Origin of the sequence: Bradyrhizobium sp. Leaf396 (genome assembly GCF_001424605.1) — a bacterium.
GTDB lineage: Bacteria > Pseudomonadota > Alphaproteobacteria > Rhizobiales > Xanthobacteraceae > Bradyrhizobium > Bradyrhizobium japonicum_C.
The window spans coordinates 237864-249944 of sequence record NZ_LMQJ01000066.1; the positions used below are offsets into that span (position 1 = coordinate 237864).

Genomic DNA, 12081 nt, shown 5'->3' on the forward strand with positions numbered 1-12081 from the left:
TGCTGAACGGAGTTGGCGTTCGTCATGTCTTCAAGTGCTAGTTGTGATAGTTGGAAGAACTTTTCCTTACCACTTCCCAGATGATATCTGTGTAGGCGGCGATCCATTCTGTTTGGGGTATCCATTTTTCTCCATCCCACATCTCGATGCGGGTCTTCCCACCACCGCCGTGATCGCTTGATGTCACAGTTACCGGCGCCATAAGTCCACCGGCATCGTAACTTGCGATATTTTGGAGACCCTCGCGCATTGTGGCGGAGGAAATTGGAGTGCCATGCAACTTGGCAGCTTGGCGAGCGCCTTCAAGGACCATCGAGTACATCGCTAGTCCGGTGTTGTAGTATACATCTTTGAGATTCTTCTCTGGCCCGCTGCCCTTACCCTTCTTGTAAAGCTCAGCAATAATCTCTTGAATCACTGGAATATCCTGACCGCCCGCGACGTTGGTGCCACGCTTCAATCCTTTTGCAGCCTCAGCGCCGATATTGGCAATGTCAACTTCGTTCAACCAATTAACCGAGATGTACTTATCCATTGGGATACCATTGCGCTTCATCTCCTTGGATGCCACGACATGCGCTCCCGCTAGCAGCCAGCTAATGATGTGATCTGGCTGGTCACGGCGCACTTGGGTCCAGACACTCGTCTGATCTTTGCCAGGGAGCGGCACCGGATAGAGCTTCAATTCAAATCCTTCCACCTTGGCGAGCGTCTGTAAAATTGGAATCGGCTCCTGTCCGAACGGATAGTCGAGATAGACAAAGCCGATTTTTACCCCGCGCAGGTTGCCAGCGTGCACCTGCTTTAAGTAGGCAACATTATTGGCAACCTGTCCCCAATAAGTAGGACCCAGCGGAAAAACCCACCCGAATACGCCGCCATCGACGGCGTCTCCGCGGCCAACTAGTGCTTGGATGAGGATGTTCTTGTCCTGCATAACTCGCGGCAACATGGCGATTGAAACGGGAGTCGACAGCGTGTCAAAGATGAACACGCCTTCCCGCTTAAGTTTCTCGTAGCATTCGATGCCGCGTTGCGGCTCATTGCCGTGGTCTTGCACGATGACTTCGATCGGAGCGCCCCCGATCCCACCCTTGAGATTGGTTAGCGCGACCAGATCCTGTGCCGCCTGCGATACCTGAGGCGTGGCGAACGTGTAGGCCTTGCTTAGATCGTAGCAGACGCCGAGCTTCAGCGGTTGTGCGGCGCCGGCAGGCGGAGCTACCGAAAGCGCCACAATGCCAGCGATTGCCGCAGCCACTGAGTATTTCAAAAATCCCATCATGAGTCTCCTCCGTTCACAACTGACACATTGGGGCGTTCTGATCAGCTGAGCCAGCGCTTGCGTCTGCGATAGTGCTTGATGTCGTGAAAACTCTTGGCTTGACTGCCCCCGAGGTAAAACTCCTGAATATCGGAGTTTGCTTTCAGCCTCTCTGCCGTGTCGTGCATGACGACACGTCCATTCTCGATCAGATAGCCACGCGAGACGATATCGAGAGCTGCGAGCGCATTTTGCTCGACAAGCAGGACGGACAGGCCATGATCGCGATTGATCCGTTTGATGATCTCGAAAATCTCGGCGACCAGAAACGGAGCCAGACCCAGACTTGGCTCGTCCAGCATGAGCAAGCGCGGCTGCGTCATTAAGGCCCGTCCGATTGCGAGCATCTGCTGTTCACCGCCCGAAAGATATCCGGCAAGCGAAGATTTTCGCTCAGCTAGACGCGGAAAGTAGTCGTAAATGCGCGCCTTCTCCGATGCGACCCGCGTTCTCGACAATGACATCGGAGCGGCAGCCTCGAGGTTCTCATCTGGCGTAAGATGCTCGAAAACTCGGCGCCCCTCGATCACGTGGCAAATCCCCAGTCCGACACGCTGCTGAGGCGGATTGTCGCCGATCACTCTACCGTCAAAGCGGATCTCGCCCCGGCTTACCTTTCCGCGTTCTGCGCTCAGAAGGCCGCTTATGGCTTTCAATGTGGTACTCTTCCCAGCTCCATTGGATCCGAGGAGCGCGACCATTCCGCCGTAGGGCACCTCAATCGACACGCCCTTGATGGCGAGCATGACCGAATTGTAAAGCACCTCCACGCTGTTCATCGACAGGATTGGGCCATCTTGTTGAATGTCGTTTGGTTTCATGCCGATTTCTATTTCTTGAACTGGTCGAAGGGCCAGACCAGGAAATAGTCCCTGATATTCGCATAAAGCTTCCCGAGTCCCAAAGGCTCAACCAGCAGGAAAATGATGATCAAAGCGCCGTAGACGGTGGTAGGGATATGAGCAAGGGTTTCATTTCCGAGTGGAAGCCCAAGGAAAGACGTCAAATTCGCAATTATCTCATTGGCGATTCCCGGCATGAGGAGGATCAATGCCACTCCAAAATACGTACCGATGATGCTGCCGAGCCCGCCGACGATGATCATGGCAAGCACCTGAATTGAAACATTGACCGAGAATTGCTCGGGCGCAGCAAGGAAAAAGAACGTAGCAACAAGCAGGGCGCCACCAATCCCACCGATGAACGAGCACATCGAAAACGCGATTAGCTTGTAGTAGAAGCTGTTCACGCCGAGAATTGCAGCCGCATAATCCTTCTCGCGCACGGCAACCAGGGCACGTCCCAAGGCGGTTCGCTGCAGGTTCATCATGAAAACGGTCACCAACGCGCACCATCCCAGCGCCACGTAGTATAACCCTCTGCCTGAAGCGATTTCCTGCCCAAGAAGCGCAAAACGAGGGGATTGAAGCGAGGCATGTGAGCCGCCAGATATCGCTGGTGAGTGATTCAGTACCCAATCCATGACGAACTGCATCGCAAGTGTCACGATCGCGAGATAAAGCCCTTTCACCCGCAGGGCCGCGAACGCAAACAGGCTTCCTATCAGGGATGCGGCGAGGCCGCCGATCAGAAGAGCAAATTCCCAGGGTATGCCGAACCTGGCTGCGTGGACGGCCGCATAGGCGCCCACCGCCATCGTCGCAGCGTATCCCAGATGCAGCTGCCCCGCCCAGCCTGTCGCCAAATTGAGACCGAGCGCCAGCGCCGTCCAGATCAGCCAAGGCTGAACGTAGCTGTTTAGATACAACGAACTCAACAGGAACGGCGCAGCGATAGCAGCGACGGTAAGGACGATAAGCAGGTTCCGGTCCGTTGGCACCGGAAATAGCTTGCTGTCCGATACATAGCTCTGATGACGAACGCCCGCGAGAGGATAAAACATGCGTCATACTCTTTCGATGTCATGGCGTCCGAAGAGTCCGTGTGGACGCAACATGACGGTGAAGATCAGCACGGCAGCGACGATTAGGTCACGACTACCTCCTCCAACCACCAAATCGAGGTAGGAGGAGCCCACGTTCTCGATGACCCCAAGGACAATTCCGGCGAGGATCGCACCAACTATGCTGTCAAGCCCACCCAGGACGGCGACAGTCAGTCCTTTTAACAGGAGTTGCGAAAGCGATTGGTCGACGCCCTGGATCTCTCCCCAAATCACGGCTGACGCAACGGCGACCACCGAAGCCATACCCCATGACAACGCTACGCCGTGCTCAACGGAGATTCCGATCGACCAAGAAGCGACGTAGTCGTCCGAGATTGCGCGTAACCGGATTCCACGGCGCGTTCGGAAGAACAGGAGGAATGCTACAAAAAGTGCGATCGCGACGCAGGCCCCGGCCAGATTGATGCGGCTCAGCAGCAACGGTCCAAGAAACAAAGGATCGTAGCTGACGCCGAGCTCCATCGAACGGGAGGTACCGCCCCACACTGCCAAAGTCGAACCTCGTATGAAGATGTCGAGGCCGAGCGTCATCATCAGGATCATGACAATCGGACGCCCCGCCATGCGCCGCAACGTCACCTTCTCCACACCAAAGCCGGCCAAAAACATGATGATCGTTGTCACAGCGATTGCCAGCCACAATGGGAAACCCAACTGCCGGGACAAGGCCAGCACCACGTATGCGGCCAGCATCGTCAATGCGCCTTGGGCAAGATTGGGAACGGACGATGATTTGTAGATCAACACTAGTCCAAGTGCGAAAAGCGAATAGAGCAGTCCGGTCAATGCGCCATTTACAGCTAACTCGCTGACATATGCGATGTCCATTAGACCTCCCGAATTACCAGCGTGCGCTCAACCAACCCGACCTCACCGCTCTCGTACGTCACCGCAGCTTTGACGTGGATTTCTTTCGATCCATCATAAAGTGCGTCGATAACCGATGCGTATCGTTCTTCAACAACAGAGCGGCGAAGCTTGCGGGTGCGTGTTATCTCTCCATCGTCCGGGTCGAATTCCTTGTGAAGGCTGACGAACCGATGCAGCTTCAGTGATTCTGGAAGCGCTTTATTGACCCGATGAAACGCGTCGCCAAGTAGTCCGGCAATTTCGTTCCGTTGCGACAGGTCAGCGTAGGAGACATAGGGCACCGCGTTGGTCTCTGCCCAATGCCCGGCGGCCTCCAGATCGATACAAACAATAGCCGTTAGTTCGTCCCGACCGGCTCCGAAAACGGCTGCGTCTTTTATGTATGGGCTGAACTTCAGCCGATTCTCGATGTAGTTGGGGACGTAACGCTCACCTTCCTTGGTATGGACGACCTCTGACACACGCCCCAGCACGACAAGGTGACCATCGTCTTCCAAATATCCGGCATCGCCGGTGTGCAGCCAACCGTCCTTGAGCGTTTCCGCGGTTGCCAGGGGATTGTTGTAGTACCCCCGAAACACGCTTTCTGCCTTCAGCAGTATTTCACCCCCGTCCGTGACCTTGACCTGAACGCCGGGAAGCGGTCGCCCTACGGTGTGTAGCTTGACCTCATCGGGCATCTGGATAGCGTTGAAGGCTGCATTCTCGGTCTGGCCATAGAGCTGCCGCAACTTGATCCCCAGCGCGCGGTAGAAAACAAAGGTGTCCTCCCCAATGGCCTCGCCGCCCGTGAACGCGCTTTTTAGTCTGCTAAGACCGTAGAGGTCTTTTATCGGTCCGAAGACAATGCGTTCGCCGAGCAACCGGCCCAGCCATTCCAGATGGCTACCCTCTTGACCGTCGAGCTTTCGCCTTTCCGAAGCAATCGCTCTGTCCGTGAAAAAGTGGTAGAGCCATTTCTTTAACGGAGTGGAGTTTTCGATTCCGACCTGAATAGAGGTCAGCAAATTGTCCCAGCTGCGCGGGGCAGCAAGATAAAGGCTGGGCGCAATCTCGCGCATGTCACGCAAGACCGTCTCCTGCCTTTCCGGTACATTGACGGTGAAACGAAAAGCGATTCCGGCAGCCACGGTCAGGGCAAAATCTCCGACCCATGCCATCGGCAAGTAAGCGAGAACCTCTTCACCATAATTGAATGCCCCGCCAGAATATGCATTGCGAACTGCGGCGATGACATTTCTGTGGCTGAGCACGACCCCCTTTGGTTTACCGGTCGTGCCTGACGAATGCAGGAATATTGCCGGATCATCCGGCGCCGCGCGATTGACGATGCGGTCCCGCAGTTGCGGATCGGCCTTAAGGTTCGTCTCGCCTTTATCGTTAAGTTCCTCCCACGACAGGAGCCCCGACGCGTCATAGGTGTTAAGGCCTCTCTTATCCTCGTAGACGATATATTCGATCGTACTGCCGGCCTCCCGCAAATCGAGAAATTTGTCGACCTGCTCCTGGTCTTCGGCGAGCGCCGCCACAACCTTCACTTCACCGACGAAGTGGCGCAATTCGTCCAGCGTCGTCCCAGGGTAGGCTGGCATCGCGTATGCTCCCAGCATCGACGATGCAATCATGCCCGCGTAAAGGCGCGCGCGATTATCGCCAAGAATCATGACTGCATTGCCCGGTTGAACTCCGAGAGCGTCAAGGCCAGCAGCGCAAACCAGCACCTCATTGAAATATTCTGACCACGTCATCTCCTTCCAGATGCCGCGATCTTTTTCCCGCATCGCGATTTTGTTGCCATGCTGGGCGGCATTGTGGACTAGTAGGCGCGGCAGGGTATCGTCTGCAGCGCATGTAGGCATGCTCATCACTTTTTCATGCCGCATGACCGACACCAATATAGGCTTCAATGACCCGCTGATCCTTGACAACCTCCCTGGGCTTGCCCGTTGCGATCATTTCTCCGTAGTTCAATGCCAGCACGCGATCACATATGCCGGTAATCACATCCATACTGTGTTCGATCAACAAAACGCTCACGCCGCGTTCCGCGCGCGCATCGAGAATGAACCTTGCCATATACTCCTTCTCCTCCTGGTTCATTCCAGCCATCGGTTCATCGAGGATCAGAAGGCGCGGTTCCGCCACCAACGCGCGTGCAAGCTCGACACGCTTCTTCATTCCGATCGGAATGCCGTCGACGAGTTCGTGACGGACACTTTCGAGTTGCAAGAACTCGATCACTTCCTCCACGATTTCGCGGCTTCGCATTTCGTCGCGACGCGCCAACCACCAGTATAGCGCCGTACGAATGACGCCCGGGCGCATGTGAATATGTCGTCCAAGCAGAATATTGTCGAGCACACTCATGCCATTGAAGAGCGCCAGATTCTGAAACGTGCGGGCAACGCCTAAACTCGCCACCTTGTGAGGTGCTGTGCCAGTAATGTCCTTGCCGTCGAGTTTGATTGTTCCCTTGTTAGGCGGATAAAAGCCGGTTATGGCGTTTGTCAGCGTAGTTTTGCCGCTACCATTTGGGCCGACGAGCCCAAAGATTTCGCCGCGGTACACACTCAGATCGACACCGGTCACGGCAACAAGGCCGCCGAAGCGTCGTTCAATGCCAGTGCATTGCAGTACCGGTTCCGCTTGGTGAAACGATTTCGGCACACAATCTTCTGTCATACCAGCTCGCTTCGCATTCGCGGCCCGTTGAACCTGGTTAGCCTAATTTAAAATAGTCTGGACGCCCCGTCGGCCACGGATCACCCCACAGCTGCTGACCACCGTCGACCGTCAAGACTTCTCCAGTAATGAACTTGCCCGACGGCGCAGCCAGGTAAATTACAGCTTCGGCAATATCCCACTCGTCTCCAGACCGGCGCATGGGATTTGATTCCTCGAAGGTGGCCGCGCCTTCCGGCGAATAGTTGCCGAATCCGCTGCTTTCACAGCATCCGGGCGCGACGCAATTGACCCTGATTTTGTACGGCGCCCATTCCACGGCCACCGATTTGGACAGATAGATCACGCCGGCGCGCGCCGCGCAGGAATGCGCGATGCCTGGCAGGCCGCGCCAGATGTCGGCGACGATGTTTACGATGGTTCCGGGCTGTCCTGTCGCAACCCATCTCTTCGCTGTCGTCTGCATCATCCACCATGTGCCATTGAGGTTGGTGTCGACCACTGCGTTCCAGCCCTTAACTGAGTAGTCGAGTGCCGGCTGTGGGAACTGCCCTCCAGCATTGTTAACGAGAACATCCAGCCGGCCAAATCGCTCGCCGACTGCGCTGATAAAATTTGCTACCTGCTCTGGATCGCGGATGCTCAATTGACCGCTGAGGACATCGCCGCCGAATCCGCGCAAATAATCCGCAGCGCTATTCAGTTTTTCTTCATTGCGGCCGCAAATCGCCAATGATGCACCAAGCCGCGCGAAGAGCGAAGCGATTGCCCGACCCAAGCCGCTGCCAGCACCGGAAACGACGACGGCTTTTCCTTTGAAAAGATCAGGCCTGAAAACCGTCGCGCAATTGCGCAACTTGGATTCCGATAACCCGAACTGCGCTCGCGGTGAACTGTCCATTTCCTCCCTCCCCCCGATCTGTTGTTGTCGGGCTCGATCACATCTAACATGTGTTAGAAAACACCGCAAGGTGCTTCAGGGGAGGCGCTTTCGCTCTTAGCCAGAAAAAGGAACGAGCCTTTCGGGTTCAACACGCAGTCTATTGTGTCCGGCCGTGATCCGATGACCTTCACTGACGCTGCATGCCGCGCCCGGTCGCGCCGAAGGAACGACGATCGCTCCATCGGCATGTCGTTGGTCCGCATCTCGGCTGCAACGACCGCTTTCCTGAATCTGTTCAATTGGCACAATCGCCGCAATCTATACAGCCGCCAAATACTTCACGCGAGCATTCTCAGATGTCGCAGGTGTAGGCCAAACGACTACATTCGTTTGGCGACCTCTTCTAGCATGACCTCGCTGGCGCCGCCGCCAATGGCCTGAACTCGGGCATCGCGCGACATCCGCTCCACCGCCATCTCACGCATGTACCCCATGCCTCCGTGAAACTGAACACAGTCGTAGAGAACCCGGTTCACCAACTCACCGGAGTAGGCCTTGACCATCGAGACTTCACGCACACAGTCGCGGCCCTCGCAGTCGAGACGAGCAGCGTGATAAACGAGTTGACGCCCCGCTTCGACCCGGGTCTGGCAAACCGCCAGGCGTTGGCGCACAGTCTGTTTGTCCCACAATGCGCCGCCGAATGCTTTGCGTTGCTTGACGTAAGCAACGGTCAGGTTCAGTGCGGTCTGCGCTTCGGCCACTGCTAGTGCACCCAGCACAATCCGCTCATTCTGGAAATTCTTCATCACCGAGTAGAAGCCGCGATTGATTTCGCCCAGCACGTTTTCGGCAGGCACGCGAACATTCTCGAAAATCAGCTCGGCGGTGTCCGAACACAGCCATCCCGTTTTCTTCAACGCTCGGCTTACCGAAAAGCCGGGCGCACCTTTCTCGACGGCGAACATCGTGATCCCGCGGGAGCCCTTCGCTCCCGGATCGGTCTTGGCGGCGACAAAATACAAGTCGGCGTGCACGCCGTTGGTAATGAACATCTTGGTGCCGTTCAGCACCCAATCAGAACCGCTTTTCACAGCGCGCGTACGCATACCGGCGACGTCCGATCCCGCGCCCGGCTCAGTGACGGCCACTGCCGTGATCTTCTCACCGCTGGTGATGGCGGGCATCCAACGCGCCTTCTGCTCCGGCGTCCCGGCGTTTTCCAGATGCGGCGATGCCATATCGGTATGGACCAAAACCGTCGCCGAGAATCCGCCAAAGGTGGAGCGGCCCAGCTCCTCGGCCAGCATCACACTCGCCATCGTGTCGAGCCCGGCACCGGCATATTCGGGATCATAGCGCATTCCCAGGACGCCGAGCCCGCCCATTCTGCGTAGGACGTCGCGAGGTACTAAGCCTTGCTCCTCCCACGCGTGTGCCACCGGAATAACTTCGGTTTCGATGAACCGCCGCAATTGAGCGCGGATCATCTCCAACTCTTCGTTGAAGGGGAACGCGGTCGCCTCGGTTAGGACTTGACGGGTATTCATGTGTCTTCCTTTCGCTCCATTCGGACGAGCGGGGCGCCACCAGCAACGGTGTCGCCGGTCACGCAATAGATCTCCTTCACGTTGCCGCTCAAGGGGGCGACCAGGCTTTGCAGTAACTTCATTGCCTCCAGCACCACCAATGTCTGACCTCGTTCGACAAAGTCGCCCTGCCTGACGCTGAGCTCGACGATCGTGCCGGGCATCGGCGCATTCAGAGTATCCTCGTCAGCTGAACCCGCACCAGCGCCGTGGCCATGAAGATCCTCGAGCGTGAGGAAATGGACCTGCATCATGCCATCACGGCCCGAAAGATGGACACGCCAGCTCCCGTCGGTACGTTCCAAGTGCGCGATGCGGGCAAATGGCCGCCCGGCAACGCGCCCCATCAATCGTCCATCGCGGAGTGAGATGTCTTCAACCGAGACCGGTGTCATCTTTGCTCCGCGAACCTCCAGCCGCAAATCCTGCCCGACCGCCAAAAGCTCTTCCAGCTCGTCCCCTGCTTGCCAATAGCGTGCCGCACCAGGCCGTCCCGCCCGGTCGGTCACACGCCAGGCACCCAGCGTATGCCACGGGTCGGCATTCGCGCTCTTGGAAAGATGCTGATGCAGCGCCAACGCAGCTAGCGCTCGACTTTCATTGTCTGCCTCTGGCGCCTTCCAGCCGCCGGGAAAAAGCTGTTCGAGCGCTGCGGTGTGGTGGCGCAGCGAGGCGAAATCTGGATGAGTGAGCAGCGCGCGCTGATAGGCGATATTCATGCCGACGCCCCCGACGGCGAATTTGTCGAGCGCAGCAACGGCCTGGCGGATTGCACCTTCACGATCGCCTGCCTTCGCAATCAGCTTGGCGAGCATCGAATCGTAGTGATGGCTCACAACGCTGCCCATCTCGACCCCTGAGTCGAGCCGAAGGTCTGGACCCTTGGGGGGTGCCCAGAGGGTGATCGTGCCAGTTTCGGGGCGAAAGCGTTCGGCGGGATTCTCAGCTGCAAGGCGAATCTCGATGGCATGACCCGCGCAGCCAATGTCCTTCTGGGTGAAGGCCAATTCCTCGCCGCGCGCGACTCGCAGTTGCCATTCCACGAGATCGATGCCGGTGATCGCCTCGGTTACGGGATGTTCAACCTGAAGGCGCGTATTCATTTCGAGGAAATAGAATTCCCGACGTTCAGAGTCGTAGAGATATTCCACCGTGCCAGCCGAGCTGTAGCCGATGGTGCGGGCGAGGCTGACGGCGGCCCCGAGCATTTTCTCGCGCAGCGGCGCCGGCAGGCCGGGAGCTGGCGCCTCTTCGATCAGCTTCTGGTGGTTGCGTTGGAGCGAGCAATCGCGGTCCCACAGGTGCACAACATGACCATAGCTGTCGCCCAAGATCTGCACTTCGACATGGCGTGCGCGTGGAGCGTAGCGTTCAAGAAACACGGTTGCATCGCCAAAGCCGGCAAGCGCTTCGGCTTTGGCGGCGCGGATCGCCTCACTTGCCGTCTTGAGCTCCATAACAAGCCGCATCCCCCGCCCACCGCCGCCGGCGCTGGCTTTGACGAGGAATGGCACGCCGAGGCTCTCGGCTTCCGCGAGCAGCCGCGCTTCGGACTGATCCGCCCCGCGATAGCCGGGCAGAACGGGCACCCCCGCCGCCTCAGCGGCCGCCTTGGCCTCGATCTTCGAACCCATCCGCGCGATCGCCTCGACAGAGGGGCCGATGAAGACGAGCCCCGCCTCCGCCACGCGGCGAGCGAATTGGGCGCTTTCCGACAAGAAGCCATAGCCAGGATGCACCGCGCCCGCGCCCGCAGCGCGCGCGGCCTCCAAGATCGCATCGATGTTCAGGTAGCTCCGCGAAGGTGCCGGCGGGCCGACGCAGATAGCGTGATTGGCCTCGGTTACGAAGGGGGCGTCGCGGTCAGACTCGGAATAAGTGGCGACACTTTCAAGCCCGAGTTTCGCGCAGGCGCGCTGAATGCGCCGTGCGATCTCGCCTCGATTGGCGATGAGGACGCGCGTGAAGCTCATTTCACGCGCCATGAGGGCGTGCCCTTGCTCAAGAAGCAGTTGATGCCTTCAACTCCCTCTTCGGTCTCCCAGGCGTCGGCCAACCGGTCGGCGGTATAGATCATGTTGGCGTGGAGATCGTGCCGGGCGACATAGGCGATGAGCCGCTTGGTTTCGGCCACTGCCCCCGGAGCGGCCTGTAGATGGGCATTGACGACGCGCTCGACTGCCTTGTCTAGCGCCTCGGCTGCCACGACCTCGGTCAGAAGCCCGAGCCGCTCGGCACGCGCACTATCGAATAACGCTCCCGACAGCATGGTCTCGCGTGCGGCAGCCGCTCCGATCTTCGCCACCACATAGGGGGAGATATTGGAGGGCAGCAGGCCCATTCGTACCTCCGTAAGACCGAACTTCGAGCCTTCGATGCCGATCGTGTAGTCGCACACCGAGATCAGGCCAACGCCGCCACCGTAGGCCGGGCCGTTGACGCGCCCGATCAACGGCTTGCGCAGGGTGTCGAGGCTGCGTAGCAGATGAGCCAGCGATGCGCTCTGTGCCACCCGCTCAATGCGCGTCTTTTCCACGTTCGAGGCAAACCAGTTGAAGTCGCCTCCCGCGCAAAAACTCTTGCCTGCACCGGTCAGCACCACGATGCGCACGGCTGGGTCGTCCGCCAGTATCTGAGCTGCCGCACCCAGGTCAGCCATCAGTTCGCCATTGATCGCATTGTGCTTCTCCGCACGACTGAGCGTCAGCGTCGCAACCCCGCGGGCATCCACGTCGACGATGACGGTGTTGTGTACGCCGAGCTTCAT

At 57.9% G+C, this 12081-nt stretch carries 10 protein-coding genes; all 10 read right to left on the minus strand.

The features are described from left to right. Positions 1-37: 37 nt before the first annotated feature. Positions 38-1285, minus strand: a complete 1248-nt coding sequence (locus ASG57_RS35895) for an ABC transporter substrate-binding protein (RefSeq protein WP_230646581.1) — start codon at positions 1283-1285, stop codon at positions 38-40. 41 nt (positions 1286-1326) lie between these two features. Then, on the minus strand, positions 1327-2145 hold the full coding sequence (locus ASG57_RS35900; RefSeq protein WP_029674699.1) for an ABC transporter ATP-binding protein: 819 nt from the start codon (positions 2143-2145) through the stop codon (positions 1327-1329). 8 nt (positions 2146-2153) lie between these two features. After that, positions 2154-3227: a branched-chain amino acid ABC transporter permease gene (locus ASG57_RS35905; protein ID WP_024343102.1), complete on the minus strand. Its 1074-nt coding sequence runs from the start codon at positions 3225-3227 to the stop codon at positions 2154-2156. 3 nt (positions 3228-3230) lie between these two features. Next, on the minus strand, positions 3231-4118 hold the full coding sequence (locus tag ASG57_RS35910; RefSeq protein ID WP_057199251.1) for a branched-chain amino acid ABC transporter permease: 888 nt from the start codon (positions 4116-4118) through the stop codon (positions 3231-3233). Then, positions 4118-6043 (minus strand): AMP-dependent synthetase/ligase, encoded by a 1926-nt coding sequence (locus ASG57_RS35915; protein WP_200948601.1) that lies wholly within the window; start codon positions 6041-6043, stop codon positions 4118-4120. The genes ASG57_RS35910 and ASG57_RS35915 overlap by 1 nt, the downstream gene beginning before the upstream one ends. Further along, on the minus strand, positions 6033-6827 hold the full coding sequence (locus tag ASG57_RS35920) for an ABC transporter ATP-binding protein (RefSeq protein ID WP_028139151.1): 795 nt from the start codon (positions 6825-6827) through the stop codon (positions 6033-6035). The genes ASG57_RS35915 and ASG57_RS35920 overlap by 11 nt, the downstream gene beginning before the upstream one ends. Positions 6828-6879: 52 nt before the next feature. Next, complete coding sequence (locus tag ASG57_RS35925) at positions 6880-7743, minus strand: SDR family oxidoreductase (RefSeq protein WP_057199252.1); 864 nt, start codon at positions 7741-7743, stop codon at positions 6880-6882. A gap of 362 nt (positions 7744-8105) precedes the next feature. Further along, the gene (locus ASG57_RS35930; RefSeq protein ID WP_057199253.1) at positions 8106-9275 is read right to left on the minus strand and encodes an acyl-CoA dehydrogenase family protein; all 1170 of its coding nucleotides are present in this window, start codon (positions 9273-9275) and stop codon (positions 8106-8108) included. Then, positions 9272-11299 (minus strand): acetyl/propionyl/methylcrotonyl-CoA carboxylase subunit alpha, encoded by a 2028-nt coding sequence (locus ASG57_RS35935; protein WP_057199254.1) that lies wholly within the window; start codon positions 11297-11299, stop codon positions 9272-9274. Before ASG57_RS35935 ends, ASG57_RS35930 begins: the two co-directional genes overlap by 4 nt. Next, positions 11284-12081: a crotonase/enoyl-CoA hydratase family protein gene (locus ASG57_RS35940; RefSeq protein ID WP_057199255.1), complete on the minus strand. Its 798-nt coding sequence runs from the start codon at positions 12079-12081 to the stop codon at positions 11284-11286. Before ASG57_RS35940 ends, ASG57_RS35935 begins: the two co-directional genes overlap by 16 nt.

What these genes read in the sequence shown, in the direction of transcription:
- ASG57_RS35910 (WP_057199251.1), bottom strand. Translation starts at nt 4,118, where the DNA reads ATGGACATCGCATATGTCAGCGAGTTAGCTGTAAATGGCGCATTGACC.
- ASG57_RS35915 (WP_200948601.1), bottom strand. Translation starts at nt 6,043, where the DNA reads ATGCGGCATGAAAAAGTGATGAGCATGCCTACATGCGCTGCAGACGAT.
- ASG57_RS35895 (WP_230646581.1), bottom strand. Translation starts at nt 1,285, where the DNA reads ATGATGGGATTTTTGAAATACTCAGTGGCTGCGGCAATCGCTGGCATT.
- ASG57_RS35930 (WP_057199253.1), bottom strand. Translation starts at nt 9,275, where the DNA reads ATGAATACCCGTCAAGTCCTAACCGAGGCGACCGCGTTCCCCTTCAAC.
- ASG57_RS35940 (WP_057199255.1), bottom strand. Translation starts at nt 12,081, where the DNA reads ATGAAGCTCGGCGTACACAACACCGTCATCGTCGACGTGGATGCCCGC.
- ASG57_RS35935 (WP_057199254.1), bottom strand. Translation starts at nt 11,299, where the DNA reads ATGGCGCGTGAAATGAGCTTCACGCGCGTCCTCATCGCCAATCGAGGC.
- ASG57_RS35905 (WP_024343102.1), bottom strand. Translation starts at nt 3,227, where the DNA reads ATGTTTTATCCTCTCGCGGGCGTTCGTCATCAGAGCTATGTATCGGAC.
- ASG57_RS35900 (WP_029674699.1), bottom strand. Translation starts at nt 2,145, where the DNA reads ATGAAACCAAACGACATTCAACAAGATGGCCCAATCCTGTCGATGAAC.
- ASG57_RS35925 (WP_057199252.1), bottom strand. Translation starts at nt 7,743, where the DNA reads ATGGACAGTTCACCGCGAGCGCAGTTCGGGTTATCGGAATCCAAGTTG.